The organism is Streptococcus suis (genome assembly GCF_019794615.1).
Taxonomy (GTDB): Bacteria; Bacillota; Bacilli; order Lactobacillales; family Streptococcaceae; genus Streptococcus; species Streptococcus suis_AI.
This window is the reverse complement of record NZ_JAIMDU010000036.1, coordinates 1-23644: the sequence shown is the minus strand read 5'-3', so window position 1 is coordinate 23644 and position 23644 is coordinate 1. Positions and strand designations below refer to the sequence as shown.

Sequence of the window (23644 nt, the reverse complement as noted above, 5' to 3'; positions counted from 1 at the left end):
GGTAATCGATAAACTTGAAGAGGTTATTCAAACCTTAACTTCTTATCAACTCAAATCAATTGTACATAGAGATTGGACTTCCGCTATTTTTGATTTTAACTGAGTATTAGACCTTTGCCTCAATCTGTTTTCCTGTTTCAATCTAGTAATTCATCCTTGTCAAATGGTGAAATTGGACACAGTTGTTTTCCAATTGATAGAATTTGTGAGTTCTATATATAGTGCATGGATAGGTTGTTTAATATTTTATTACACAAGATATTGATTTTTGTTTTGTGAAGTGCTACACTATAAGGAGTGAAATATTTGGAGGTTTGTCAGATGAAAGTACAAGAAAATGTCTTGCCAAGCATAGAGTTGTTGGTATTAAAGCGTGATGGACGGAAAGTATCCTTTGAACAGGATAAGATTTTTTCGGCTCTTCGGCGGGCAAACCAAGAATTAGAACATCCTGTTTCAGAAGCAGGTTTGAAAATAGTATTAGAAGCTGTTTTGGCTGAAATTGGTCGCCGATATGAGAAAGATGTTCAAATTTACGAAATTCAAACGGTTGTTGAGCAAGAATTGTTAAAAGCTCATTTGTATGATTTGGCGGAGCTTTATATTCAATACCGAACACGTCGTGATTTTCGCCGTCATCAGGCTACCGATATCAATTTTGAGATCCATAAATTATTGAGCAAGGATCAAACCGTTGTTAATGAAAATGCTAATAAAGACGCGGATGTGTTCAATACCCAACGTGACTTGACAGCAGGAATTGTCGGCAAGTCAATCGGTCTCAAATTATTGCCAGCTCACGTGGCCAACGCCCATCAAAAAGGCGACATCCACTACCACGACTTGGATTACAGCCCTTATACACCTATGACTAACTGTTGTTTGATTGATTTCAAAGGTATGTTGGCACAAGGCTTCAAGATAGGAAATGCGGATGTAGAAAGTCCGAAGTCTATCCAAACAGCTACGGCTCAGATTTCACAAATCATTGCCAATGTGGCTTCTAGTCAATATGGTGGTTGCTCAGCTGACCGTATCGATGAAGTTTTGGCGCCTTATGCGGAACTCAATTACCAAAAGCATTTGAAAGACGCCAAGGATTGGGTGTTAGCAGACAAGCAAGAAGAATATGCGCGTGCTAAAACGCAAAAAGACATCTATGACGCTATGCAGTCTTTGGAGTATGAAATCAACACTCTTTTTACTTCCAATGGACAAACACCCTTTACCTCACTCGGTTTTGGGTTAGGGACATCATGGTTTGAGAGAGAAATTCAAAAAGCGATTTTGAACATTCGTATCAAGGGTCTGGGGCGCGAAGGGCGGACAGCTATCTTTCCTAAGTTGATTTTCACCGTTAAGCGTGGATTGAACTTGGAGCCAGATTCTCCAAACTATGACATCAAGCAATTGGCGATTGAATGTGCGACCAAGCGTATGTATCCAGATATGCTTTCTTATGACAAGATTGTTGAGTTGACAGGTTCCTTCAAGGTGCCAATGGGCTGCCGCTCTTTCCTTCAAGGTTGGAAGGATGAAAATGGGCAGGATGTGACATCTGGTCGTATGAACCTCGGTGTCGTAACCGTCAACTTGCCACGAATTGCCATGGAGTCTGCAGGAGATAAGGATAAGTTCTGGGAAATCTTTGCAGAACGCATGGCCATTGCCAAAGATGCTCTGGTCTATCGTGTGGAAAGAGTGAAAGAGGCAACACCAGCAAATGCTCCAATTCTCTATCAATATGGGGCATTCGGCAAACGCTTGGCTAAGACAGACGCAGTAGATGAAGTCTTTAAAAATCGTCGAGCAACCGTATCTTTGGGCTACATTGGTTTGTATGAAGTCGCAACAGTATTTTACGGTGGCGAATGGGAGACCAACCCAGAGGCAAAAGATTTCACGGTGGATATTATCAAGAAAATGAAAACCTTGGTTGAAGATTGGTCGGATGAATATGGTTATCATTTCTCAGTTTATTCGACACCATCTGAAAGCCTGACAGACCGCTTCTGCCGTATGGATACAGAGAAATTTGGCATCGTTAAGGACATTACGGATAAAGAATATTACACTAACAGTTTCCATTATGATGTACGCAAAAATCCAACACCATTTGAAAAACTGGACTTTGAGAAAATTTATCCTGCTGTAGGTGCCAGCGGTGGCTTTATCCATTACTGTGAATATCCTGTGCTGCAACAAAATCCAAAGGCCTTGGAAGCTGTTTGGGACTATGCCTATGACCGTGTAGGTTACTTGGGAACCAATACTCCGATTGACCATTGTTACGCCTGCGATTTTGAAGGTGATTTTGAACCAACAGAGCGTGGTTTCAAGTGTCCAAATTGTGGAAATAGCGATCCTAAGTCGGTGGATGTTGTTAAACGAACTTGTGGATATCTAGGCAATCCACAAGCCCGTCCGATGGTAAAAGGTCGTCACAAGGAAATTTCAGCGCGTGTGAAACATATGAACGGGTCAAGTTTGTAAATCATAAATAAACAAGATAGGACTTCCACAGTTCCAAGTAGCTGTGGAAGTTTGTTATAAATGAACACAGGTTCGAAAATGAAAATGAGGTGAAAAGAATGGGAAAATATCAACTAGACGATAAGGGTAAGGCACTTGTTGAGCGCTATCATGAGAAAAATTCTAACGTGAAGCAGGACAAGAAGTCTCGAGTCCAAGAATTGTTAAAGCAAGCTAGAAATAAGAAGAAATAGTCATGGATTATAAGGACATCAGCATACTTCATACCAATGACATGCATTCCTATATGGAGAATTTTCCAAAAAAGGCGCAACTGATTAAGGACATTCGAGAAAGCAATGAGAAAAGAGGTGTACCCACCTTCGTATTTGACAGCGGCGACCTCTTCTCTGGAAATATTTTCTTCAATATGTACCGGGGTGTGAAGGAAATCGAATTAATGAATAGAATTGGTTGTCAGGCTATGACCTTGGGCAACCATGAATTTGACCACGGAGATGAGTTGCTTAGTCGTTTGAATGACTATGCCAAATTCCCCATTGTTTCTACCAATATTACCTATCGCAATCCACATGAGGCTGAGGAATTGGTACCAATTGAAGATAAGTTGGTTTTCGATATAGCTGGTCAGCCTCTCTACGTTCTTGGTTTAACGACCCTAGAGACAGAAGAAGTCGCCTCTCCATCGGATAAAGTGGTGTTTGAAGACCACAAACAGGCCTTGAGAAGGGCTTTGGCAGAGATGGCGGAAGATGCACATATTGTTTTACTTAGTCACTTGGGTTATGAAGAGGACCTCCGACTGGCGAGGGAATTTCCTCAGTTGAATCTTATTTTCGGGGGTCATACCCATACGATTTTATCAGCACCGAGTCAGGTTGGAAATGTCAGTATTTTTCAAGCTGGACAGTATGGGCGTTTTCTTGGCAATCTACTCCTTAGATGCTATGCGGATGGTAGTCACAAGGTCTTGTCTTATGACTTGGTGGAGATTGATAAACAAAAAACCGAAGACGAAGAGATTCGAAGAGTGATTGATCAGATGCAAGCAGAACGCAATGCACGCTTTGCACATCCCATTGCTCAGCTCCCAGCCCCCTTAGATGGAGAAAGGGACAGTATTCGTCACGGTCGATCAACGTTAGCCCCTCTTATTACGCAAGCCCTATTTGAACAGGCTGTTTCTTTCGGCTATCATCCAGACGGGGCAGTTATCAATGGTTTTGGTATCCGAACCTCCCTAAGTGCAGGCCCTGTTTACTATAGTGATGTCGTCAAGGTTTTACCCTTTTCGAAGCGCGTGCTGCTAGTCAGCATACGGGGGGAGGACTTGATTTCTAGTCTTACGACAGGCCTTCATCCGCAAGTACATGGGATTCAACGTCGAGGAAGTCGCTTCTGTATCAATGGCAGAGCAGTTGAGCCAGCCAAGAACTATCAGATTGTGACCAACTCTTTTGTTTGGTCGGGTAAGGATAACTATGATGAATTTCACAAAGCTACCATCATTCGTGACTTAGGACTAGATGTGGATATTCTAAGCAATTTCTTAGAAGAAAAATTTGGAAATTAAGAGGAAATTTTCATGAAAAAGATTGGAATTGTTGGCCTGGGTGGTATTTTTCAAAAAGCCTATCTGCCATATTTGCGAACGCTATCGGGAATTGAGTGGCATCTATTTACCCGCAACCAATCAGTTCTCACCAAGATCGCGACTAGTTTGCCTCACAGCCAAACCTACACCACTGTTCAAGAGTTGGTTAACCTTGATTTAGACGGGGTCATGATCCATGTTGCCACAAAGGCCCATATGGAAATAGCAGAGCTGTTCTTGGAAAAAGGAATCCCAGTCTATATGGACAAACCATTGACAGAGGATGTTTACCACACCGCAACCCTTTATCAATTAGCCCAATCCAAGGGTGTTTTGCTGATGGCAGGTTTTAACCGTCGCTTCGCACCCACCATTCAAAATCTAAAAAGCAAGCCCGATAAGCGAAGAATTGTTGTAGAGAAGAACGAAGTCAATGACGTGGGAAGTCGAACGTTCAAACTATTTGACCTTTTTATTCATCCCTTGGATACAGCCCTTTACTTGCTGGATGACCAGCCACTTTCGGCTACGTATAGTTATCATCTTGAAAATGGGCAGCTTAGTCAGGTTTTGGTTACCTTACACAGCAAGCAAACTTCAGTCCTTGCCTCAATGAATCTTCAAGCAGGTGGCCGTAGAGAGATCATGGAGGTACAGACGCCTCAGGCTACTTATCAGGTAAAAAACTTAGAAGAATTGCGCATATATACGGCCAGTCAGGAAATACTAGAAAGTTTTGGGTCTTGGGATAGCACCTTGTATAAACGAGGGTTTGAAAGCATGGTGGATGCCTTTTTAGATGCCTTGGTTACCAAGCAAAATCCAGTCAGTCCTACATCCAGTTTGTTGAGCCACTGGATTTGCCATCAAATCGCACATGTTGAGCACCAGACAGGAGAATTACATGTCAATATCCCAACCGAAATTAATCTTGAGACGTCCGACACTGTCGGATAAAACTACGATTTTAGAAATGATTGCTGAGTTTAAGCAGGCAGAAAGTGCCATGGATGGTGGCTTCTACCAGATGGGTGAAGAGTATGAAAATTGGTTAGAGAAATTACAATTAGCTGAGGCTGGCCTGGACTTGCCAGAGGGCTTTGTCCCTTATATCCAGTATGTTTCATTTGATGAAGGGGGCCAAGCTGTCGGTTTTCTCAATCTACGTCTGCGACTCAATGACTTCCTGCTCAACAAGGGAGGCCATATTGGTTATTCTATCCGCCCTAGCCAACGGGGGAAAGGCTTTGCCAAGAAGCAACTACATCAAGGTCTTCAGGAAGCTATTTCCAAAAACATTTCCCGCATTCTAGTGACCTGCTCACAAGAAAACGAAGCCAGTCGCAGAACGATTCTAGCCTGCGGAGGCGTTTTAGAAGATATCCGCGAAGGGACAGAACGCTATTGGATTGAGGGGAAGTAAGAAAGGAAAGCCTCAGAAGCAAAATTGGAAAGGAATAAAAGTCGGTTCGGGCACCAAGGCTCGAGCTGACCGAAGCAACCGTATGGGGAATACCATCAGACATTCGTTTATCCTACAGAGGATGGATTTCCTTTACACTTGCTCAAGGTATCAGATATGAACAATCCCAAACCACAAGAATGGAAAAGTGAGGAACTCAGTCAAGGACGCATTATCGACTATAAGGCTTTTAACTTTGTGGATGGTGAAGGCGTTCGCTGTTCCCTATACGTCAGCGGATGCATGTTCCATTGCGAAGGCTGCTACAATGTTGCAACCTGGTCTTTTAAGGCTGGCATTCCCTACACCCAAGAACTCGAAGACCGCATTATAGATGACTTATCTCAGCCCTACGTACAGGGATTGACCCTTCTTGGAGGAGAACCCTTTCTCAATACCGGTACGGTCTTACCCTTGGTCAAGCGCATTCGGAAAGAATTACCCGAAAAGGATATTTGGTCTTGGACAGGCTACACATGGGAAGAATTGATGCTGGAAACTCCAGACAAGCTGGAGTTGCTCTCGTATTTGGATATCCTAGTAGATGGCCGGTATGATCGAACCAAACGCAATCTTATGCTGCAGTTTCGTGGTTCATCCAACCAACGGATTGTTGATGTTCAACAGTCCTTAAAAAAAGATAAAGTAGTTCTTTGGAAAGGATTGAAAAACTAATGCAGGTTTATTCGAATATAAAATAGTAGACTTTAGTCAAAAAAAGGTCTTGGAGTAGTAAAAAAACACCAGAAGAGAAAGTCATCAGAATTTCAATTTTGAAGTAAGGTACAAAATGGAAGTGGGAAAGAATTCGATTAGGTCAAAAAGAGTTCGTCAACAAGTCTTTATTTCATTGTTGCCTGATACAGAACTTTCAACCAGAACTTTCAACACCAGAACTTTCAAAAATATTTTTTAAAAAATAAAAAGCAAAACTTCTTGCATTGTTTCCGATAATTTGGTAAACTGTTCTAGTGCCGTAAAAATTTACGGCTATAGCTTTGATGCAAGAGGTTGCGACACGCTCGGTTGCATTGCCACGCAACACGTGTTGGTTTTCTTGTGGAGCTAGCCTATTATTCTAAATAGACGAAAAGGAGAAAAAGATGGCAAACAAAAAAATCCGCATCCGCTTGAAAGCGTACGAACACCGTACACTTGATACAGCAGCTGCAAAAATCGTTGAAACTGCAACACGTACAGGTGCTCAAGTAGCAGGTCCAGTTCCACTTCCAACAGAACGTAGCCTCTACACAATCATCCGTGCGACTCACAAGTATAAAGACTCTCGTGAGCAGTTCGAAATGCGTACACACAAACGTTTGGTAGATATCATTAACCCAACTCAAAAAACAGTTGATGCGTTGATGAAATTGGATCTTCCAAGTGGTGTGAACGTTGAAATTAAATTGTAATCAAGTCGCGAGGCGAAAAAGCAAGTGTTCATTTAGTAATTGAACACGGGCTAAACTCCGTGTGAAAAAGATAAAATCGCCTAGACTCGTTGAGTCGTTGGATTTTCCTGTTTTCGCTTTGAGTTTGATGCTCTTTGTATCTTGATTTGAGCATGAAAAACGCTCGTTAAAAACTTTTTAACTATAAAATAAGAAAAGGAATATTTTTCTCATGACAAAAGGAATCTTAGGGAAAAAAGTGGGAATGACTCAAATCTTCACTGAATCTGGTGAATTTATCCCTGTTACTGTCATCGAAGCAACTCCAAACGTTGTTCTTCAAGTGAAAACAGTTGAAACTGACGGTTATGCGGCAGTTCAAGTTGGTTTTGATGACAAACGTGAAGTATTGAGCAACAAACCTGCCAAAGGCCATGTAGCTAAAGCTAACACAGCTCCTAAGCGCTTCATTCGTGAATTCAAAAACATTGAAGGCTTGGAAGTTGGACAAGAAATTACAGTTGAAACTTTCGCAGCTGGTGATGTTGTTGATGTAACTGGTACATCTAAAGGTAAAGGTTTCCAAGGTGTTATCAAACGCCATGGTCAATCACGTGGTCCTATGGCTCACGGTTCTCGTTACCACCGTCGTCCAGGTTCTATGGGTCCTGTTGCACCTAACCGTGTATTCAAAGGTAAAAACCTTGCAGGTCGCATGGGTGGCAACCGTGTAACAATCCAAAACCTTGAAGTTGTACAAGTTGTTCCAGAAAAGAACGTTATCCTTATCAAAGGTAACGTACCAGGTGCTAAGAAATCTCTTATCACTATCAAATCAGCAGTTAAAGCTGGTAAATAATAAGGAAAGGGGAAATCAGTCGAAATGGCAAACGTAACATTATTTGACCAAACTGGTAAACAAGCTGGTGAAGTAGTTCTTAACGATGCGATCTTTGGTATCGAGCCAAACCAAGCAGTTGTATTTGATGTGATCATCAGCCAACGTGCTAGCCTTCGTCAAGGTACTCACGCAGTTAAAAACCGCTCAGCAGTTTCAGGTGGCGGACGCAAACCATGGCGTCAAAAAGGAACTGGACGTGCTCGTCAAGGTTCTATCCGTTCACCACAATGGCGTGGCGGTGGCGTAGTCTTCGGACCAACTCCACGTTCATATGCGTACAAACTTCCACAAAAAGTTCGTCGCTTGGCACTTAAATCTGTTTACTCAGAAAAAGTTGCTGAAAACAAATTTGTAGCTGTTAACTCACTTGAATTCACAGCTCCAAAAACTGCTGAATTTGCAAAAGTGCTTGCAGCATTGAGCATTGATTCTAAAGTCCTTGTTATTCTTGAAGAAGGCAACGAATTCGCAGCTCTTTCTGCTCGTAACATCCCAGGAGTGAAAGTTGCAACTGCAACTACTGCAAGCGTACTTGACATCGCAAATGCAGACAAACTTCTTGTAACTCAAGCAGCTATCTCTAAAATTGAGGAGGTTCTTGCATAATGAATTTGTATGATGTTATCAAAAAACCTGTCATCACAGAAAGCTCAATGGGCCAACTCGAAGCAGGCAAGTATGTATTTGAAGTTGACACTCGTGCACACAAACTCTTGATCAAACAAGCTGTTGAAGCTGCATTTGAAGGTGTTAAAGTTGCAAATGTTAACACAATCAACGTGAAACCTAAAACAAAACGCGTAGGTCGTTATGTAGGTCGCACAAACAAAGTGAAAAAAGCAATCATCACATTGACTGCTGATTCAAAAGCGATCGAATTGTTCGCTACAGCTGACGCTGAATAATCAAAGGAGGAATTAACGTGGGTATTAAAGTTTATAAACCAACGACAAATGGCCGTCGTAACATGACTTCTTTGGACTTCGCTGAAATCACAACAAGCACTCCAGAAAAAAGCTTGCTTGTTGCATTGAAAAACAAAGCTGGTCGTAACAACAATGGTCGCATCACTGTTCGTCACCAAGGTGGCGGTCACAAACGTTTCTACCGTTTGGTAGACTTCAAACGTAACAAAGATGGCGTTGAAGCAGTTGTTAAAACAATTGAATACGATCCAAACCGTTCAGCAAACATCGCTCTTGTACACTACACAGACGGTGTGAAAGCATATATCATCGCTCCTAAAGGTCTTGAAGTGGGTCAACGCATCGTTTCAGGTCCAGAAGCGGATATCAAAGTTGGTAATGCACTTCCACTTGCAAACATCCCAGTCGGTACTGTTGTTCACAACATCGAGTTGAAACCAGGTCGCGGTGGTGAGTTGGTTCGTGCTGCTGGTGCATCTGCACAGGTTCTTGGTCAAGAAGGTAAATACGTTCTTGTTCGCCTTCAATCAGGTGAAGTTCGTATGATCCTTGGTACTTGCCGTGCTACTGTTGGTACTGTAGGTAACGAACAACATGGCCTCGTAAACCTTGGTAAAGCAGGTCGTAGCCGTTGGAAAGGTATCCGTCCAACAGTTCGCGGTTCTGTAATGAACCCTAACGATCACCCACACGGTGGTGGTGAAGGTAAAGCACCAGTTGGTCGTAAAGCACCATCTACTCCATGGGGTAAACCAGCTCTTGGTTTGAAAACTCGTAACAAGAAAGCTAAATCAGACAAACTTATCGTTCGTCGTCGCAACCAAAAGTAATCTAGACTTAGTTGCTTAGCATGCTATATCATCCGCCAACTCGGTAGCCCGCATTGCGGGCAAGCCGCTGTGGTACATATTTTAAAGGAGAAAACACTAAAATGGGACGCAGTCTTAAAAAAGGACCTTTCGTCGATGAGCATTTGATGAAAAAAGTCGAAGCTCAAGCAAATGACGAAAAGAAAAAAGTAATTAAAACTTGGTCACGTCGTTCAACGATTTTCCCAAGTTTCATCGGTTATACAATTGCAGTTTACGATGGTCGTAAACACGTACCTGTATACATTCAAGAAGACATGGTAGGTCACAAACTTGGTGAATTCGCACCAACTCGTACTTACAAAGGTCATGCTGCTGACGACAAGAAAACTCGTCGTAAATAATTTAGGAGGAAAACACAATGGCAGAAATTACTTCAGCTAAAGCAACTGCTCGCACAGTACGTGTTTCACCTCGTAAATCACGTCTTGTCTTGGATAACATCCGTGGCAAAAGCGTAGCAGACGCAATCGCAATCTTGAAATTCACACCAAACAAAGCTGCAAGCATTATTGAGGGAGTTTTAAACTCAGCAATCGCTAATGCTGAAAACAACTTTGGTTTGGAAAAAGCTAACTTGGTAGTCAGCGAAGCATTCGCAAACGAAGGACCAACGTTGAAACGTTTCCGTCCACGTGCGAAAGGTTCAGCTTCACCAATCAACAAACGCACAGCTCACATCACTGTAGTTGTGGCAGAGAAATAAGGAGGTAAAAACGTGGGTCAAAAAGTACATCCAATTGGTATGCGTGTTGGCATCATCCGTGATTGGGATGCTAAATGGTATGCTGAAAAAGAATACGCGGATTACCTTCATGAAGATCTTGCAATCCGCAACTTTATCAAAAAAGAATTGGCTGATGCGTCAACATCAACAATCGAAATCGAACGCGCTGTAAACAAAGTAATCGTTTCTATCCACACTGCAAAACCAGGTATGGTTATCGGTAAAGCTGGTAGCAACGTTGATGCGCTTCGTGCTCAATTGAACAAATTGACTGGTAAACAAGTACACATCAACATCATCGAAATCAAACAACCTGATTTGGATGCACACCTTGTTGGTGAGTCAATTGCTCGTCAATTGGAGCAACGTGTGGCTTTCCGCCGTGCTCAAAAACAAGCTATCCAACGCACAATGCGCGCTGGTGCAAAAGGTATCAAAACACAAGTTTCTGGTCGTTTGAACGGTGCTGATATTGCCCGTGCAGAAGGCTACTCAGAAGGAACAGTTCCTCTTCATACACTTCGTGCGGATATCGACTATGCTTGGGAAGAAGCTTTGACAACTTACGGTAAACTAGGTGTTAAAGTTTGGATTTACCGTGGAGAAGTTCTTCCAGCTCGTAAAAACACTAAAGGAGGTAAATAACAAATGTTAGTACCTAAACGTGTAAAACACCGTCGTGAATTCCGTGGAAAAATGCGCGGTGAAGCTAAAGGTGGAAAACAAGTAGACTTTGGTCAATACGGTCTTCAAGCAACTACTAGCTCATGGATTACAAACCGCCAAATCGAAGCTGCCCGTATCGCTATGACGCGTTACATGAAACGTGGTGGTAAAGTTTGGATTAAAATCTTCCCACACAAATCATACACTGCTAAAGCTATCGGTGTACGTATGGGTTCTGGTAAAGGTGCTCCTGAAGGTTGGGTAGCTCCAGTTAAACGCGGTAAGGTTATGTTTGAAGTTGCTGGCGTTTCTGAAGAAGTCGCACGCGAAGCATTCCGCCTTGCTGGTCACAAATTGCCAGTTAAAGTTAAATTCGTAAAACGTGAAGCAGAATAAGGAGAAGACATGAAACTTCAAGAAATTAAAGATTTTGTAAAAGAACTTCGTGGCCTTTCTCAAGAAGAACTTGCTAAGAAAGAAAACGAATTGAAGAAAGAACTCTTCGAACTTCGTTTCCAAGCTGCTGCTGGTCAACTTGAGCAAACTGCTCGTTTGAACGAAGTGAAGAAACAAATTGCACGTATCAAAACTGTGCAATCTGAAACTAAATAATAGATTGGGAAAGGAGAATTTCAATGGAACGCAATAATCGTAAAGTTCTTGTTGGACGCGTAGTATCTGACAAAATGGACAAAACAATCACAGTTGTAGTTGAAACTAAACGTAACCACCCAGTCTATGGTAAACGTATTAACTACTCTAAAAAGTACAAAGCTCATGATGAAAACAATGTTGCTAAAGAAGGCGATATCGTTCGTATCATGGAAACTCGCCCACTTTCAGCTACAAAACGTTTCCGTCTTGTAGAAGTTGTGGAAGAGGCAGTTATCATTTAATCAACCTGAAAGGAGAAAATTGACATGATTCAAACAGAAACTCGTTTGAAAGTTGCTGACAACAGTGGCGCACGTGAAATCTTGACAATCAAAGTTCTTGGTGGTTCAGGACGTAAATTCGCGAACATCGGCGACATCATCGTTGCTTCAGTAAAACAAGCTACTCCTGGTGGTGCGGTTAAAAAAGGTGACGTTGTTAAAGCCGTTATCGTTCGTACTAAGACAGGTGCTCGTCGTGCTGATGGTTCATACATCAAATTCGATGAGAATGCTGCAGTTATCATCCGTGAAGACAAAAACCCTCGCGGAACTCGTATCTTTGGCCCAGTGGCACGCGAATTGCGTGACGGCGGTTTCATGAAAATCGTTTCATTGGCACCAGAAGTACTTTAATCAGATGGTTTTAGGAAATTTGTTACAGACTAGGCAGTTTGTTGTAGATAGTACTTGGGTACATCAAAACAAACTAGCGAAGTCTGTGACGGATTTAGTAAACTAGAAAACAAACTAAGTCCCCTGGTTAACAAACTAACCAGGGTGCCCATTAGGGCGTAAGAAATTATAGGAGAAATCAAATGTTTGTAAAAAAAGGCGATAAAGTTCGCGTAATCGCTGGTAAAGACAAAGGCGTTGAAGCAGTTGTCGTAACAGCACTTCCAAAAGTTAACAAAGTGATTGTTGAAGGTGTTAACATCGTTAAGAAACACCAAAAACCAAACAACGAAAACCCTCAAGGTGCAATCGTTGAAAAAGAAGCTCCAATCCATGTGTCAAACGTTCAAGTTCTTGACAAAAATGGTGTTGCTGGACGCGTTGGTTACAAATTTGTAGACGGCAAAAAAGTTCGCTACAATAAAAAATCAGGCGAAGTGCTTGATTAATCACGAAGGAAAGGAGAAGTATAATGGCAAATCGTTTAAAAGAAAAATATCTTAATGAAGTAGTTCCTGCTTTGACTGAACAATTTAACTATTCTTCAGTTATGGCTGTGCCAAAAGTTGATAAGATCGTTTTGAACATGGGTGTTGGTGACGCTGTTTCTAACGCTAAAAACCTTGAAAAAGCTGCTCAAGAGTTGGCTTTGATCTCAGGTCAAAAACCACTTATCACTAAAGCTAAGAAATCAATCGCCGGCTTCCGTCTTCGTGAGGGTGTTGCAATCGGTGCGAAAGTAACTCTTCGTGGCGAACGTATGTATGAATTCTTGGATAAATTGGTTACAGTTTCACTTCCACGTGTACGTGACTTCCACGGAGTACCAACTAAGTCATTCGACGGACGTGGTAACTACACACTTGGTGTGAAAGAACAATTGATCTTCCCAGAAATCAACTTCGACGATGTTGATAAAACTCGCGGTTTGGATATCGTTATCGTTACAACTGCTAACACTGACGAAGAATCACGTGCATTGCTTACTGGCCTTGGTATGCCGTTTGCAAAATAAGAGGGAGAGAATAAATGGCTAAAAAATCAATGATCGCTAAGAACAAACGCCCAGCTAAGTTCTCAACTCAAGCTTACACACGCTGTGAAAAATGTGGACGTCCACACTCAGTTTACCGCAAATTCAAACTTTGCCGTGTATGCTTCCGCGACTTGGCTTACCTTGGACAAATTCCGGGCGTAACGAAAGCTTCTTGGTAAGATAAGATGTGAGAGCGTTTAGCAACCAACGCAAAGATAGGAGATTTGACGATGAAGTTTACTTCTAGGAAAATCTATCTTCTTTGCTAAGGTTGTAGCTCGAACTCAATTGTATAGACAAACCCGATACAAAGTTTGCTTGTCAATTTGAACACGGGCGAAAGCCTGTGTGAAAAAGACAAACTTTCCTAGAAACGAGGTTTCTTCGTCAAGTTTTCTATTTTCACTTTGGCTTTTAGCGCCCTTTGTATCATGAATTAACTAGTAAGTGATGTAATCAAACTGCTAGTAAGAGGAGAAACAACAAATGGTTATGACTGACCCAATTGCAGATTTTTTGACACGTATTCGTAATGCTAACCAAGCAAAACACGAAGTGCTTGAAGTACCTGCATCAAACATCAAAAAAGGTATTGCTACAATCCTTAAAAACGAAGGTTTTGTAAAAAACGTTGAATTCATCGAAGATGACAAACAAGGCATCATCCGCGTATTCTTGAAATACGGACCAAACGGTGAAAAAGTTATCACTAACTTGAAACGCGTTTCAAAACCAGGTCTTCGTGTTTACTCAAAACGTGAAGATATTCCTAAAGTTCTTAACGGACTTGGTATTGCAATCATCTCAACATCAGAAGGTCTTTTGACTGACAAAGAAGCTCGTCAAAAGAACGTTGGTGGCGAGGTTGTCGCATACGTTTGGTAATCTTTTAGCTTCCAATTTCGTCATGTGCCTGTGTTAGAGTGTCTTGACATACTCAAGTATGGTATGCGTCGCTCTGCCTTGCCACATTTAGAAATTGGAACCTAAAAGCATGCATGATACAAATGCGGGAGGACCAGTTCTTCGTGCGTGTTCAAATCTAACAATCTGATTTGAAGGTATCATGAAACCAAACAGCATGATTGCTTCTCAAGTGCGATCATGAAACCTGCTCATTCGAACACGGGCTAAAGTCTGTGTAAAAAAGACAATCCTTCCTCGAAGCTTAGGCTTCTGCGTCAGGATTCCTATTTTTACTTTGACTTCTTTACGCCCTCTGTATCATGAGCCCCCGTGAAAACTAGTCGCTTGACGGCTTGATAATTTAACAGGAGAAATAAAAAACATGTCACGTATTGGTAATAAAGTAATTACATTGCCTGCTGGTGTTGAGCTTACTCAAGACAACGGTGTGGTAACTGTAAAAGGACCTAAAGGGGAATTGACTCGTGAATTCCCAACTGCTATTGAAATTCGTGTGGAAGGTACAGAAGTAACTCTTCACCGTCCAAACGATTCAAAAGAAATGAAGACTATTCACGGTACTAGCCGTGCCAACCTCAACAACATGGTTGTTGGTGTTTCTGAAGGCTTCAAAAAAGAACTTGAAATGCGTGGTGTCGGTTACCGTGCTCAATTGGCTGGTAACAAATTGACACTTGCTGTTGGTAAATCACATCCAGATGAAGTGGTTGCACCAGAAGGTATTACATTTGAAGTTCCAACACCAACACAAATCGTCGTGTCTGGTATCAACAAAGAAGTTGTTGGTCAAACAGCAGCTTATATCCGTAGCCTTCGCGCTCCTGAGCCATACAAAGGTAAAGGTATTCGTTACGTTGGTGAATTCGTTCGCCGTAAAGAAGGTAAAACAGGTAAATAATAGCTTGCTGAGGTGGCTTAGCCACCTGGCTGACTATTTCTCAAATTGTTTCGTGAGAAACAGAATCATACATTAAGAGGTGAATATTGTGATTTCAAAACCAGATAAAAACAAAATCCGCCAAAAACGCCATCGTCGCGTTCGCGGTAAAATCTCTGGAACTGCTGCTCGCCCACGTTTGAACATTTTCCGTTCTAATACAGGCATCTACGCTCAAGTGATTGATGACGTAGCGGGTGTAACGCTCGCAAGCGCTTCTACTCTTGATAAAGAAGTTTCAAAAGGTACTAAGACAGAACAAGCTGTTGTTGTAGGTAAACTCGTTGCTGAACGCGCGGTAGCTAAAGGTATTTCTGAAGTGGTCTTTGACCGCGGTGGATATCTCTATCACGGACGTGTGAAAGCTTTGGCTGAATCAGCTCGTGAAAACGGATTGAAATTCTAATAGGGAGGACACTAAGAAATGGCATTCAAAGATAACGCAGTTGAAATTGAAGAACGCGTAGTAGCCATCAACCGTGTTACAAAAGTTGTTAAAGGTGGACGTCGTCTTCGTTTCGCAGCTCTTGTGGTTGTTGGTGACCGTAACGGTCGCGTAGGTTTCGGTACTGGTAAAGCTCAAGAAGTACCAGAAGCTATCCGTAAAGCAGTTGAATCTGCTAAGAAAAACATGATTGAAGTACCAATGGTTGGTACAACAATCCCTCACGAAGTTCGTTCAGAATTTGGCGGAGCTCGTGTATTGTTGAAACCTGCTGCTGAAGGTTCTGGGGTTGCTGCCGGTGGTGCAACTCGTGCCGTAATCGAATTGGCAGGTATCGCAGATGTGACTTCTAAGTCACTTGGTTCAAACACACCAATCAACATCGTTCGTGCAACTGTTGAAGGTTTGAAACAATTGAAACGTGCTGAAGAAGTGGCTGCACTTCGTGGCATCTCAGTTTCTGATTTAGCATAAGAAAGGAGATACTCATGGCTCAAATTAAAATTACTTTGACTAAGTCTCCAATCGGTCGCAAACCAGAGCAACGTAAAACAGTTGTTGCACTTGGACTTGGTAAATTGAACTCTTCAGTTGTTAAGGAAGATAACGCAGCTATTCTTGGAATGGTAAATGCTATCTCTCACTTGGTAACTGTTGAAGAAGTTAAGTAATCATACAAATAGGCTAAGTCGCATAGAAGAATCTTTGCGACTTCTAGTCCATTTTTACATAAGGCGAGTTTGTGAATGAAGACTCTTGTACTTCACAGGCGCTAGCATATAAAAGAGGAGAAATAATAATGAAACTTCATGAATTACAACCTGCTACAGGTTCTCGTAAAGTCCGCAACCGTGTAGGTCGTGGTACATCATCAGGTAACGGTAAAACATCTGGCCGTGGTCAAAAAGGTCAAAAAGCTCGTAGCGGTGGCGGTGTTCGCCCAGGTTTTGAAGGTGGACAAACTCCATTGTTCCGTCGTCTTCCAAAACGTGGATTTACAAATATCAACGCTAAAGAGTACGCAATCGTTAACCTTGATCAATTGAACGCTTTTGAAGATGGTGCAGAAGTAACACCAGTTGTGCTTATCGAAGCTGGAATCGTTAAAGCTGAAAAATCAGGAATTAAAATTCTTGGTAACGGTGAATTAACGAAGAAATTGACAGTTAAAGCTGCTAAATTCTCTAAATCAGCTGAAGAAGCGATCACTTCTAAAGGTGGCTCAGTAGAAGTCATCTAAGAGGTGGCAGCCTATGTTTTTTAAACTTTTAAAAGATGCCGTAAAGGTTAGATTAGTACGTAACAAAATATTGTTCACTATCTTCATCCTTTTTGTCTTCCGGGTTGGAACTCACATTACAGTTCCAGGTATTAACGCCAAGAGTCTTGAAGCCCTCTCAAATGTACCGTTTTTAAATATGTTGAGCTTGGTTTCAGGAAACGCAATGCGTAATTTTTCAGTTTTTGCACTAGGGGTTAGTCCATATATCACTGCTTCGATTATTGTTCAACTTTTACAAATGGATATCCTTCCAAAATTTGTTGAATGGGGTAAGCAAGGTGAAGTGGGCCGTCGCAAACTGAATCAAGCAACACGTTATATCTCTTTGGGATTAGCTTTTGTCCAATCTATTGGTATTACTGCAGGTTTTAATGCGCTTTCGGGTGCACAACTGACAAATATGCCTTTGAATTGGCAAACGTACCTTTTAATCGGTTCTATTTTGACAACTGGTTCAGTCATTGTAACTTGGTTGGGTGAGCAGATTACAGAAAAAGGGTATGGAAATGGTACGTCCATGATTATCTTCGCAGGGATTATATCTTCCCTACCAGGAACGTTTCACGAGATTTATATTGATCGTTTTGTCAATATTGAATCTAGTCGATTGGGAGAATCAGCTATCTTTGTAGCAATCTTGGTTGTATTAATTTTACTAGTCGTTTACTTCACGACATTTGTACAACAAGCAGAATACAAATTGCCAATCCAATATACAAAAAGAGCTCAAGGAGCACCATCTAGTTCTTACTTACCATTGAAATTAAATCCAGCAGGTGTTATTCCCGTGATTTTTGCTGGTTCAATTACAGCAGTACCTACATCTCTTATTCAATACTTTGCAAGTCAGAATCAGAGTGCAGGTTGGTTATTGACTGTACAAGAATATTTTGATTATTCAACGGTAAAAGGAATGCTGGTATATGCTGGATTGATTATTGTATTCACATTCTTCTATACCTTTGTTCAAGTCAACCCAGAAAAAACTGCTGAAAGCCTTCAAAAGAGCGCAGCATATATCCATGGGGTTCGACCTGGTAACGGGACTGAGCAATATCTGTCTAAGCTTCTAACAAGATTGGCAACAGTTGGTGCTTTATTCTTGAGTTTTGTTGCTTTGTTGCCGATTATTGCACAAAATCTCTTTGGACTTTCTTCAAACATTGCATTCCTAGGTACAAGTTTGATTATTGTTATCTCTACAAGTATTGAAGGAATCAAGCAATTGGAAGGCTACCTTCTTAAGAGAAAATATGTAGGTTTCTTAGAAATTACAGAATAGAATACAGGTTGACCTCGTCAACCTTCTATTTTGTTTTTAGATAAGTTTGTCAATATTGGCAAATTTATGTGAAAACAAAATAAGGAGTTTGTCATGAATCTTTTAATTATGGGTTTACCAGGTGCTGGTAAAGGAACACAAGCAGCTAAGATTGTTGAGAAATTTAATGTTGCTCACATTTCAACTGGCGACATGTTTCGTGCAGCAATGGCTAATCAAACTGAAATGGGCAAATTAGCCAAGTCATATATTGACAAAGGCGATCTTGTGCCTGATGAGGTTACAAATGGTATTGTGAAAGAGCGTTTAGCTCAGAATGATATCAAAGAAAAAGGTTTCTTATTAGATGGATACCCACGAACAATTGAACAAGCACATGCGCTTGATACAAACCTAGATGAGTTAGGTATTGAGCTGCAGGGAGTCATCAATATTGAAATTGATCCATCTAAACTTGTAGAACGTCTCAGTGGACGTATCATCCATAAAGAAACTGGGGAAACGTTCCATAAAGTATTCAACCCACCTGTTGGAGACTATAAGGAAGAAGATTTTTATCAACGTGAAGATGATAAACCAGAGTCTGTTAAGCGCCGTTTAGAAGTAAACATTGCCCAAGGTCAGCCGATTATCGACCATTATCGTGCAAAAGGTTTGGTTCATGATATTGAAGGCGATCAAGACATCGAACTTGTTTTCCAAGCAATTGATACTGTATTATCAAAATTGCAATAATCTAATGGATTTGGCTTGCATTTTTCTTGCAAAGATGATAAAATAGCCTAGTCTGACTTATAATTGTTACCTCTGTGTTCAGAGGACATCAAATCGATATTTAGAGAGGGGTTACTTTTGCATGGCAAAAGAAGATGTGATTGAAATTGAAGGCAAAGTAGTCGATACAATGCCAAATGCTATGTTTACTGTTGAGTTGGAAAACGGACACCAAGTCCTTGCAACTGTTTCTGGTAAAATCCGTAAAAACTACATTCGTATTTTGGTCGGTGACCGCGTAACTGTTGAGCTTAGTCCTTACGACTTGACACGTGGACGTATCACATACCGCTTTAAATAGTCGAAATACTTGGAGGGATTAAACATGAAAGTAAGACCATCGGTCAAACCAATTTGCGAATACTGCAAAGTTATTCGTCGTAATGGTCGTGTTATGGTGATTTGCCCAGCAAACCCTAAACACAAGCAACGTCAAGGTTAAGAAATAGAAAGGAGAAAACATGGCTCGTATTGCTGGAGTTGACATTCCAAATGACAAACGTGTAGTTATTTCATTGACTTATGTTTATGGTATCGGTCTTGCAACATCTAAAAAAATTCTTGCAGCTGCAGGTATTTCAGAAGATGTACGCGTGAAAGATTTGACATCAGATCAAGAAGATGCTATTCGTCGTGAAGTTGATGCAATCAAAGTTGAAGGTGACCTCCGTCGTGAAGTTAACTTGAACATTAAACGTTTGATGGAAATCGGTTCATACCGTGGAATCCGTCACCGTCGTGGACTTCCTGTCCGTGGACAAAACACTAAAAACAATGCTCGTACTCGTAAAGGTAAAGCCGTTGCGATTGCAGGTAAGAAAAAATAATATAGGAGGTAGAAAAATTGGCTAAACCAACACGTAAACGTCGTGTGAAAAAGAATATCGAATCTGGTATTGCACATATTCACGCTACATTTAATAACACTATTGTTATGATTACTGATGTGCATGGTAACGCTATTGCTTGGTCATCAGCTGGTGCTCTTGGTTTTAAAGGTTCACGTAAATCTACACCATTCGCAGCCCAAATGGCTTCAGAAGCAGCTGCTAAATCTGCACAAGAACACGGTCTAAAAACAGTTGAAGTTACCGTTAAAGGCCCAGGTTCAGGTCGTGAGTCTGCTATCCGCGCTCTTGCTGCCGCTGGTCTTGAAGTAACAGCAATTCGTGATGTGACTCCTGTACCACACAATGGTGCTCGTCCTCCAAAACGTCGCCGTGTATAATCATACATACCATACACAGCTTTTCGTTTAAGAGGGAGTAAGAAATGATTGAGTTTGAAAAACCAACAATAACAAAAATTGATGAAAATAAAGATTACGGCAGATTTGTTATCGAGCCATTAGAACGTGGTTACGGTACAACTCTTGGTAACTCTCTTCGTCGTGTACTTCTTGCATCACTCCCAGGTGCTGCAATTACATCTATTAAAATTGATGGTGTACTCCACGAATTCGACACAGTTCCGGGTGTCCGTGAAGATGTTATGCAAATCATTCTTAACATCAAAGGCATTGCTGTAAAATCTTATGTCGAAGACGAAAAGAAAATTGAACTTGATGTAGTAGGTCCAGCTGAAGTGACAGCAGGTGACATTCTTACAGATAGTGACATTGAAATTGTAAACCCTGACCATTATCTATTTACCATTGCTGAAGGTAAGACATTTAAAGCGATTTTGACAGTCAATTCAGGTCGTGGTTATGTCCCTGCAGAAGGTAATAAAAAAGATGACGCGCCAGTAGGTACACTTGCTGTAGATTCTATCTATACGCCAGTAAAAAAAGTCAATTATCAAGTTGAACCAGCCCGTGTTGGTAGCAACGATGGTTTTGACAAATTAACACTTGAAATCAATACTAATGGTACTATTATTCCAGAAGATGCTCTAGGTCTTTCTGCACGTATTTTGATGGAACACCTTGGTCTATTTACAGATTTGACTGAAGTTGCAAAATCAGCAGAAGTGATGAAAGAAACAGAGACTGCATCGGATGATCGCATGCTTGATCGTACGATTGAGGAATTGGACCTTTCTGTTCGCTCATATAACTGTCTTAAACGTGCAGGTATCAACACTGTATTTGATTTGACAGAGAAGACTGAACCAGAAATGATGAAAGTGCGCAATCTTGGCCGTAAGAGTCTTGAAGAAGTCAAAGTTAAATTGGCAGATCTTGGTCTAGGAATGAAAAAAGATAAATAATATAGGAGGAAATCATGGCATACCGTAAACTAGGACGCACTAGCTCACAACGTAAAGCAATGTTGCGCGATTTGACAACTGACCTTTTGATCAACGAATCAATCGTTACAACTGAAGCTCGTGCTAAAGAAATCCGTAAAACAGTTGAAAAAATGATCACACTTGGTAAACGTGGTGACTTGCACGCTCGTCGTCAAGCTGCTGCATTTGTTCGTAATGAAATTGCATCTGAAAACTATGATGAAGCAACAGATAAGTATACTTCTACAACTGCACTTCAAAAATTGTTCTCTGAAATTGCACCTCGTTATGCAGAACGTAATGGTGGATATACTCGTATCCTCAAAACTGAACCACGTCGTGGTGATGCTGCACCAATGGCAATTATCGAACTTGTATAAGATCATCAATTTTGTTGAGTGTTATGATGATGGAATCCTATTCTGATTCTTAGTCTAGCTCTGGTCTACCGCTGAGCTTGTCTCAGCGGTAACACTCATCATGTTGATTGGACGCTTGTTTACGAAATTACTCTAAGATAGAATAATTTCGTAAGCAGGCGTTTTTTCTTTAAAACTATGGGGCTCAATGTCAATTAGGATGAAGAAAGCATAGCGTTCTTTTTTTGTTCGTAAGCGCCCCATAACAAGGTACCTATCCAATCATTCACTCCTCCAGTATACTGTAATTAAAAAACTGGAGGATTTTTTATGTCACAACCCATCGTCCCATTGACTGTTCCCAAATTGCGACGCTCTGAAAAGAAAAGCAGAAATGAGATCCTGATGAAGATTCGTCTCGAAAAAGTAGAACTCACTTTCTTTCACTCTATCAACCAAGAGATATTGGAAACAATCTTGGATAAGGTACTGTTCTATGACCATCCGACTCAGTGATTTAGGTCAAGTCTATTTGGTTTGCGGGAAAACAGATATGCGTCAAGGGATCGATTCTCTCGCCTACCTTGTCAAAAGTCAATTCAATCTGGATCCCTTCTCCGGTCAGGTCTATCTCTTCTGCGGAGGTCGAAAAGACAGATTCAAAGCTCTTTATTGGGATGGACAGGGATTTTGGTTATTGTATAAACGTTTTGAAAATGGGAAATTGACCTGGCCAAACAATGAAGAAGAGGTCAAGGCGCTAACTTCCGAGCAGGTGGACTGGCTCATGAAAGGATTTTCTATCAGTCCAAAAATAAATGATTCAAAAAGTCGTGATTTCTATTGAAATCATGGCTTTTCTTTGTGTATAATGAGATAAAAAGAAGGAGGCTCGATCGCATGGATGAGTTATTGACAATTATTAAACAACAGACCTCAACGATTGAACAACTTACCAACGAGTTGACCCTCCTTCGTGAACAGGTTGAGTATCTGAGACAGAAACTCTACGGAAAATCATCAGAGAAGGTAGTGTATCAACCCGGTCAGCTGAGCTTGTTTGGGGAGGAAAGCCTGCCTGAAGAAGAAGCTGACTTACCCAGTTGAAACAGAAACAATTACTTATAAACGTAAGAAAGCTAAGGGAGTTCGTCAGGCTATTTTTAGTCAGTTCACTCCAGAAATTGTGCATCACGAATTGCAGGGTGAAGATTGCACTTGTCCAGACTGTCATGGACAGTTGAAAGAGATTGGCTCAACTGTTCAACGACAAGAGTTAGTCTTCATTCCTGCACAATTAAAGCGGATTGACCATGTTCAACACGCATACAAGTGTCAGGCATGTAGTCAGAAGAATCTGAGCGATAAGATTATCAAGGCTCCAGTTCCTAAGGCACCTTTGGCACACAGCTTGGGTTCAGCTTCTATCATCGCCCATACTATTCATCAGAAGTTCAATCTTAAGGTGCCTAATTACCGTCAGGAAGAGGACTGGCACAAGCTTGGTCTGCCCATCAGTCGGAAGGAAATAGCCAACTGGCACATCAAGTCTAGTCAGTATTATTTCGAACCGATTTATGACCTGTTGCACGAGAAATTGTTGGAGCAGCCTATTCTCCATGCGGATGAGACCTCCTACAAGGTCTTAGAAAATGATAGTGAGTTAACCTTCTACTGGACCTTCTTGTCTGGGAAACATGAGAAAAAGGGAATTACCCTCTATCATCATGACAAACGACGGAGTGGCATAGTTGTGGAGAAATTTCTTGGAAATTATGCGGGCTACGTACATTGTGACATGTTACGGCAGTAACTTAGGACTTTAGTCCTTTAGTTCTGCCTATGCGATAGCAGTCCAAGGTTTAGGAGCGACGCGACGCTAAGCTTGGGTAACTGCGAACCGCTTGAGTGCTTATCGTCAGTTAGACAAGGCTCAGCTGGTTGGCTGTTGGGCTCATGTTAGACGAAAGTTCTTTGAAGCGACTCCTAAGAAGACAGACAAGACTTCTTTAG

The 23644-nt window shown here is 41.4% G+C and carries 39 protein-coding genes and 2 pseudogenes; 40 read left to right on the top strand and 1 reads right to left on the bottom strand.

Going from position 1 to position 23644, the window contains the following annotated elements:
• The first annotated feature begins 321 nt into the window (after positions 1-321).
• The 35 genes from nrdD to rplQ all read left to right on the top strand — a co-directional run bounded on the left by nrdD (position 322) and on the right by rplQ (position 21652).
• Positions 322-2493, top strand: a complete 2172-nt coding sequence (gene nrdD, locus K6V43_RS09660) for an anaerobic ribonucleoside-triphosphate reductase (RefSeq protein WP_222382872.1) — start codon at positions 322-324, stop codon at positions 2491-2493.
• 98 nt (positions 2494-2591) lie between these two features.
• Positions 2592-2726 carry a hypothetical protein gene (locus K6V43_RS11615; protein ID WP_032512061.1) on the top strand — a complete coding sequence of 45 codons (135 nt, stop codon included), beginning with the start codon at positions 2592-2594 and terminating at the stop codon, positions 2724-2726.
• A 2-nt stretch (positions 2727-2728) separates the two neighbouring features.
• Positions 2729-4066: a bifunctional metallophosphatase/5'-nucleotidase gene (locus K6V43_RS09655; RefSeq protein WP_222382870.1), complete on the top strand. Its 1338-nt coding sequence runs from the start codon at positions 2729-2731 to the stop codon at positions 4064-4066.
• A gap of 12 nt (positions 4067-4078) precedes the next feature.
• Positions 4079-5044, top strand: coding sequence for a Gfo/Idh/MocA family protein (locus K6V43_RS09650; protein WP_222382868.1), 966 nt, complete (start codon positions 4079-4081; stop codon positions 5042-5044).
• Entirely contained in the window at positions 4992-5510 is a 519-nt protein-coding gene (locus K6V43_RS09645) for a GNAT family N-acetyltransferase (RefSeq protein ID WP_222382866.1), read from the top strand. The genes K6V43_RS09650 and K6V43_RS09645 overlap by 53 nt, the downstream gene beginning before the upstream one ends.
• Before the next feature lie 156 nt (positions 5511-5666).
• A complete protein-coding gene (gene nrdG, locus K6V43_RS09640) occupies positions 5667-6224 on the top strand; it encodes an anaerobic ribonucleoside-triphosphate reductase activating protein (RefSeq protein WP_222382864.1) in 558 nt (185 codons plus the stop codon).
• A 428-nt stretch (positions 6225-6652) separates the two neighbouring features.
• Positions 6653-6961, top strand: a complete 309-nt coding sequence (rpsJ, locus tag K6V43_RS09635) for a 30S ribosomal protein S10 (RefSeq protein WP_024391481.1) — start codon at positions 6653-6655, stop codon at positions 6959-6961.
• Between the two features lie 211 nt (positions 6962-7172).
• Positions 7173-7799, top strand: a complete 627-nt coding sequence (gene rplC, locus K6V43_RS09630; RefSeq protein ID WP_011921686.1) for a 50S ribosomal protein L3 — start codon at positions 7173-7175, stop codon at positions 7797-7799.
• 24 nt (positions 7800-7823) lie between these two features.
• Positions 7824-8447, top strand: a complete 624-nt coding sequence (gene rplD, locus K6V43_RS09625; protein ID WP_004195490.1) for a 50S ribosomal protein L4 — start codon at positions 7824-7826, stop codon at positions 8445-8447.
• The gene (locus K6V43_RS09620; protein ID WP_024379978.1) at positions 8447-8746 is read left to right on the top strand and encodes a 50S ribosomal protein L23; all 300 of its coding nucleotides are present in this window, start codon (positions 8447-8449) and stop codon (positions 8744-8746) included. Before rplD ends, K6V43_RS09620 begins: the two co-directional genes overlap by 1 nt.
• A 17-nt stretch (positions 8747-8763) precedes the next feature.
• Positions 8764-9597 (top strand): 50S ribosomal protein L2, encoded by an 834-nt coding sequence (gene rplB, locus K6V43_RS09615; protein WP_024391479.1) that lies wholly within the window; start codon positions 8764-8766, stop codon positions 9595-9597.
• A 101-nt stretch (positions 9598-9698) separates the two neighbouring features.
• Positions 9699-9980 (top strand): 30S ribosomal protein S19, encoded by a 282-nt coding sequence (gene rpsS, locus K6V43_RS09610; RefSeq protein ID WP_000533766.1) that lies wholly within the window; start codon positions 9699-9701, stop codon positions 9978-9980.
• 17 nt (positions 9981-9997) lie between these two features.
• Positions 9998-10342: a 50S ribosomal protein L22 gene (rplV, locus tag K6V43_RS09605; RefSeq protein ID WP_023369052.1), complete on the top strand. Its 345-nt coding sequence runs from the start codon at positions 9998-10000 to the stop codon at positions 10340-10342.
• A 12-nt stretch (positions 10343-10354) separates the two neighbouring features.
• Positions 10355-11008: a 30S ribosomal protein S3 gene (gene rpsC, locus K6V43_RS09600; RefSeq protein WP_024391478.1), complete on the top strand. Its 654-nt coding sequence runs from the start codon at positions 10355-10357 to the stop codon at positions 11006-11008.
• Positions 11009-11011: 3 nt separating this feature from the next.
• Positions 11012-11425, top strand: a complete 414-nt coding sequence (gene rplP / locus K6V43_RS09595) for a 50S ribosomal protein L16 (protein ID WP_024391477.1) — start codon at positions 11012-11014, stop codon at positions 11423-11425.
• Between the two features lie 9 nt (positions 11426-11434).
• Positions 11435-11641: a 50S ribosomal protein L29 gene (rpmC, locus tag K6V43_RS09590; RefSeq protein ID WP_002936659.1), complete on the top strand. Its 207-nt coding sequence runs from the start codon at positions 11435-11437 to the stop codon at positions 11639-11641.
• Between the two features lie 23 nt (positions 11642-11664).
• Complete coding sequence (rpsQ, locus tag K6V43_RS09585) at positions 11665-11925, top strand: 30S ribosomal protein S17 (protein ID WP_000440801.1); 261 nt, start codon at positions 11665-11667, stop codon at positions 11923-11925.
• Between the two features lie 24 nt (positions 11926-11949).
• Complete coding sequence (rplN, locus tag K6V43_RS09580) at positions 11950-12318, top strand: 50S ribosomal protein L14 (protein ID WP_002936658.1); 369 nt, start codon at positions 11950-11952, stop codon at positions 12316-12318.
• 182 nt (positions 12319-12500) lie between these two features.
• Entirely contained in the window at positions 12501-12806 is a 306-nt protein-coding gene (rplX, locus tag K6V43_RS09575; RefSeq protein ID WP_024391476.1) for a 50S ribosomal protein L24, read from the top strand.
• Positions 12807-12829: 23 nt separating this feature from the next.
• A complete protein-coding gene (gene rplE, locus K6V43_RS09570) occupies positions 12830-13372 on the top strand; it encodes a 50S ribosomal protein L5 (protein ID WP_018377731.1) in 543 nt (180 codons plus the stop codon).
• Between the two features lie 14 nt (positions 13373-13386).
• The gene (locus tag K6V43_RS09565; protein ID WP_002936651.1) at positions 13387-13572 is read left to right on the top strand and encodes a type Z 30S ribosomal protein S14; all 186 of its coding nucleotides are present in this window, start codon (positions 13387-13389) and stop codon (positions 13570-13572) included.
• 307 nt (positions 13573-13879) lie between these two features.
• Complete coding sequence (rpsH, locus tag K6V43_RS09560; RefSeq protein ID WP_024391475.1) at positions 13880-14278, top strand: 30S ribosomal protein S8; 399 nt, start codon at positions 13880-13882, stop codon at positions 14276-14278.
• A 403-nt stretch (positions 14279-14681) separates the two neighbouring features.
• Positions 14682-15218: a 50S ribosomal protein L6 gene (gene rplF / locus K6V43_RS09555; RefSeq protein ID WP_105126488.1), complete on the top strand. Its 537-nt coding sequence runs from the start codon at positions 14682-14684 to the stop codon at positions 15216-15218.
• A gap of 88 nt (positions 15219-15306) precedes the next feature.
• Positions 15307-15663: a 50S ribosomal protein L18 gene (gene rplR, locus K6V43_RS09550; RefSeq protein WP_002936641.1), complete on the top strand. Its 357-nt coding sequence runs from the start codon at positions 15307-15309 to the stop codon at positions 15661-15663.
• Positions 15664-15681: 18 nt separating this feature from the next.
• Positions 15682-16176 (top strand): 30S ribosomal protein S5, encoded by a 495-nt coding sequence (gene rpsE / locus K6V43_RS09545; protein WP_024391473.1) that lies wholly within the window; start codon positions 15682-15684, stop codon positions 16174-16176.
• A gap of 14 nt (positions 16177-16190) precedes the next feature.
• Positions 16191-16373 (top strand): 50S ribosomal protein L30, encoded by a 183-nt coding sequence (rpmD, locus tag K6V43_RS09540; protein WP_024383066.1) that lies wholly within the window; start codon positions 16191-16193, stop codon positions 16371-16373.
• Positions 16374-16501: 128 nt separating this feature from the next.
• On the top strand, positions 16502-16942 hold the full coding sequence (rplO, locus tag K6V43_RS09535) for a 50S ribosomal protein L15 (RefSeq protein ID WP_002936637.1): 441 nt from the start codon (positions 16502-16504) through the stop codon (positions 16940-16942).
• Between the two features lie 13 nt (positions 16943-16955).
• Positions 16956-18266 carry a preprotein translocase subunit SecY gene (secY, locus tag K6V43_RS09530; RefSeq protein WP_024391471.1) on the top strand — a complete coding sequence of 437 codons (1311 nt, stop codon included), beginning with the start codon at positions 16956-16958 and terminating at the stop codon, positions 18264-18266.
• Positions 18267-18359: 93 nt separating this feature from the next.
• On the top strand, positions 18360-19001 hold the full coding sequence (locus K6V43_RS09525) for an adenylate kinase (RefSeq protein WP_024391470.1): 642 nt from the start codon (positions 18360-18362) through the stop codon (positions 18999-19001).
• A gap of 121 nt (positions 19002-19122) precedes the next feature.
• On the top strand, positions 19123-19341 hold the full coding sequence (gene infA / locus K6V43_RS09520; protein WP_002936627.1) for a translation initiation factor IF-1: 219 nt from the start codon (positions 19123-19125) through the stop codon (positions 19339-19341).
• Positions 19342-19365: 24 nt separating this feature from the next.
• Entirely contained in the window at positions 19366-19482 is a 117-nt protein-coding gene (gene rpmJ, locus K6V43_RS09515; RefSeq protein WP_001808836.1) for a 50S ribosomal protein L36, read from the top strand.
• A gap of 19 nt (positions 19483-19501) precedes the next feature.
• Positions 19502-19867 carry a 30S ribosomal protein S13 gene (rpsM, locus tag K6V43_RS09510; RefSeq protein WP_002936622.1) on the top strand — a complete coding sequence of 122 codons (366 nt, stop codon included), beginning with the start codon at positions 19502-19504 and terminating at the stop codon, positions 19865-19867.
• Between the two features lie 17 nt (positions 19868-19884).
• Positions 19885-20268 carry a 30S ribosomal protein S11 gene (rpsK, locus tag K6V43_RS09505; RefSeq protein WP_004195509.1) on the top strand — a complete coding sequence of 128 codons (384 nt, stop codon included), beginning with the start codon at positions 19885-19887 and terminating at the stop codon, positions 20266-20268.
• A gap of 44 nt (positions 20269-20312) precedes the next feature.
• The gene (locus tag K6V43_RS09500; protein WP_222382862.1) at positions 20313-21251 is read left to right on the top strand and encodes a DNA-directed RNA polymerase subunit alpha; all 939 of its coding nucleotides are present in this window, start codon (positions 20313-20315) and stop codon (positions 21249-21251) included.
• Between the two features lie 14 nt (positions 21252-21265).
• Positions 21266-21652: a 50S ribosomal protein L17 gene (gene rplQ, locus K6V43_RS09495; RefSeq protein ID WP_000331493.1), complete on the top strand. Its 387-nt coding sequence runs from the start codon at positions 21266-21268 to the stop codon at positions 21650-21652.
• Between the two features lie 132 nt (positions 21653-21784).
• Here the strand turns inward: rplQ and K6V43_RS11610 are convergent, their stop codons facing one another.
• Positions 21785-21913 (bottom strand): hypothetical protein, encoded by a 129-nt coding sequence (locus tag K6V43_RS11610; protein ID WP_261311821.1) that lies wholly within the window; start codon positions 21911-21913, stop codon positions 21785-21787.
• Positions 21914-21961: 48 nt separating this feature from the next.
• On the opposite strand from K6V43_RS11610, the gene K6V43_RS09490 reads away from it, so the two are divergent.
• The 5 genes and pseudogenes from K6V43_RS09490 to K6V43_RS11675 all read left to right on the top strand — a co-directional run.
• A complete protein-coding gene (locus K6V43_RS09490; protein ID WP_172018797.1) occupies positions 21962-22147 on the top strand; it encodes a hypothetical protein in 186 nt (61 codons plus the stop codon).
• Entirely contained in the window at positions 22128-22478 is a 351-nt protein-coding gene (tnpB, locus tag K6V43_RS09485; protein ID WP_105126078.1) for an IS66 family insertion sequence element accessory protein TnpB, read from the top strand. The genes K6V43_RS09490 and tnpB overlap by 20 nt, the downstream gene beginning before the upstream one ends.
• Before the next feature lie 53 nt (positions 22479-22531).
• The gene (locus K6V43_RS09480; protein ID WP_024404280.1) at positions 22532-22738 is read left to right on the top strand and encodes an IS66 family transposase; all 207 of its coding nucleotides are present in this window, start codon (positions 22532-22534) and stop codon (positions 22736-22738) included.
• Positions 22692-23436, top strand: a pseudogene (locus K6V43_RS09475) (IS66 family transposase); the annotation flags it as partial. The gene K6V43_RS09480 and the pseudogene K6V43_RS09475, both read left to right, overlap by 47 nt.
• A gap of 102 nt (positions 23437-23538) precedes the next feature.
• Positions 23539-23644: pseudogene (locus K6V43_RS11675) on the top strand (IS66 family transposase); the annotation flags it as partial.

Excerpts from the sequence above, each read along its gene's own strand:
- nrdD (WP_222382872.1), top strand. The coding sequence starts at position 322 with ATGAAAGTACAAGAAAATGTCTTGCCAAGCATAGAGTTGTTGGTATTA.
- K6V43_RS11615 (WP_032512061.1), top strand. The coding sequence starts at position 2,592 with ATGGGAAAATATCAACTAGACGATAAGGGTAAGGCACTTGTTGAGCGC.
- K6V43_RS09655 (WP_222382870.1), top strand. The coding sequence starts at position 2,729 with ATGGATTATAAGGACATCAGCATACTTCATACCAATGACATGCATTCC.
- K6V43_RS09650 (WP_222382868.1), top strand. The coding sequence starts at position 4,079 with ATGAAAAAGATTGGAATTGTTGGCCTGGGTGGTATTTTTCAAAAAGCC.
- K6V43_RS09645 (WP_222382866.1), top strand. The coding sequence starts at position 4,992 with ATGTCAATATCCCAACCGAAATTAATCTTGAGACGTCCGACACTGTCG.
- nrdG (WP_222382864.1), top strand. The coding sequence starts at position 5,667 with ATGAACAATCCCAAACCACAAGAATGGAAAAGTGAGGAACTCAGTCAA.
- rpsJ (WP_024391481.1), top strand. The coding sequence starts at position 6,653 with ATGGCAAACAAAAAAATCCGCATCCGCTTGAAAGCGTACGAACACCGT.
- rplC (WP_011921686.1), top strand. The coding sequence starts at position 7,173 with ATGACAAAAGGAATCTTAGGGAAAAAAGTGGGAATGACTCAAATCTTC.
- rplD (WP_004195490.1), top strand. The coding sequence starts at position 7,824 with ATGGCAAACGTAACATTATTTGACCAAACTGGTAAACAAGCTGGTGAA.
- K6V43_RS09620 (WP_024379978.1), top strand. The coding sequence starts at position 8,447 with ATGAATTTGTATGATGTTATCAAAAAACCTGTCATCACAGAAAGCTCA.
- rpsS (WP_000533766.1), top strand. The coding sequence starts at position 9,699 with ATGGGACGCAGTCTTAAAAAAGGACCTTTCGTCGATGAGCATTTGATG.
- rplV (WP_023369052.1), top strand. The coding sequence starts at position 9,998 with ATGGCAGAAATTACTTCAGCTAAAGCAACTGCTCGCACAGTACGTGTT.
- rplP (WP_024391477.1), top strand. The coding sequence starts at position 11,012 with ATGTTAGTACCTAAACGTGTAAAACACCGTCGTGAATTCCGTGGAAAA.
- rpmC (WP_002936659.1), top strand. The coding sequence starts at position 11,435 with ATGAAACTTCAAGAAATTAAAGATTTTGTAAAAGAACTTCGTGGCCTT.
- rpsQ (WP_000440801.1), top strand. The coding sequence starts at position 11,665 with ATGGAACGCAATAATCGTAAAGTTCTTGTTGGACGCGTAGTATCTGAC.
- rplN (WP_002936658.1), top strand. The coding sequence starts at position 11,950 with ATGATTCAAACAGAAACTCGTTTGAAAGTTGCTGACAACAGTGGCGCA.
- rplX (WP_024391476.1), top strand. The coding sequence starts at position 12,501 with ATGTTTGTAAAAAAAGGCGATAAAGTTCGCGTAATCGCTGGTAAAGAC.
- rplE (WP_018377731.1), top strand. The coding sequence starts at position 12,830 with ATGGCAAATCGTTTAAAAGAAAAATATCTTAATGAAGTAGTTCCTGCT.
- K6V43_RS09565 (WP_002936651.1), top strand. The coding sequence starts at position 13,387 with ATGGCTAAAAAATCAATGATCGCTAAGAACAAACGCCCAGCTAAGTTC.
- rpsH (WP_024391475.1), top strand. The coding sequence starts at position 13,880 with ATGGTTATGACTGACCCAATTGCAGATTTTTTGACACGTATTCGTAAT.
- rplF (WP_105126488.1), top strand. The coding sequence starts at position 14,682 with ATGTCACGTATTGGTAATAAAGTAATTACATTGCCTGCTGGTGTTGAG.
- rpsE (WP_024391473.1), top strand. The coding sequence starts at position 15,682 with ATGGCATTCAAAGATAACGCAGTTGAAATTGAAGAACGCGTAGTAGCC.
- rpmD (WP_024383066.1), top strand. The coding sequence starts at position 16,191 with ATGGCTCAAATTAAAATTACTTTGACTAAGTCTCCAATCGGTCGCAAA.
- rplO (WP_002936637.1), top strand. The coding sequence starts at position 16,502 with ATGAAACTTCATGAATTACAACCTGCTACAGGTTCTCGTAAAGTCCGC.
- secY (WP_024391471.1), top strand. The coding sequence starts at position 16,956 with ATGTTTTTTAAACTTTTAAAAGATGCCGTAAAGGTTAGATTAGTACGT.
- K6V43_RS09525 (WP_024391470.1), top strand. The coding sequence starts at position 18,360 with ATGAATCTTTTAATTATGGGTTTACCAGGTGCTGGTAAAGGAACACAA.
- infA (WP_002936627.1), top strand. The coding sequence starts at position 19,123 with ATGGCAAAAGAAGATGTGATTGAAATTGAAGGCAAAGTAGTCGATACA.
- rpmJ (WP_001808836.1), top strand. The coding sequence starts at position 19,366 with ATGAAAGTAAGACCATCGGTCAAACCAATTTGCGAATACTGCAAAGTT.
- rpsM (WP_002936622.1), top strand. The coding sequence starts at position 19,502 with ATGGCTCGTATTGCTGGAGTTGACATTCCAAATGACAAACGTGTAGTT.
- K6V43_RS09500 (WP_222382862.1), top strand. The coding sequence starts at position 20,313 with ATGATTGAGTTTGAAAAACCAACAATAACAAAAATTGATGAAAATAAA.
- rplQ (WP_000331493.1), top strand. The coding sequence starts at position 21,266 with ATGGCATACCGTAAACTAGGACGCACTAGCTCACAACGTAAAGCAATG.
- K6V43_RS09490 (WP_172018797.1), top strand. The coding sequence starts at position 21,962 with ATGTCACAACCCATCGTCCCATTGACTGTTCCCAAATTGCGACGCTCT.
- tnpB (WP_105126078.1), top strand. The coding sequence starts at position 22,128 with ATGACCATCCGACTCAGTGATTTAGGTCAAGTCTATTTGGTTTGCGGG.
- K6V43_RS09480 (WP_024404280.1), top strand. The coding sequence starts at position 22,532 with ATGGATGAGTTATTGACAATTATTAAACAACAGACCTCAACGATTGAA.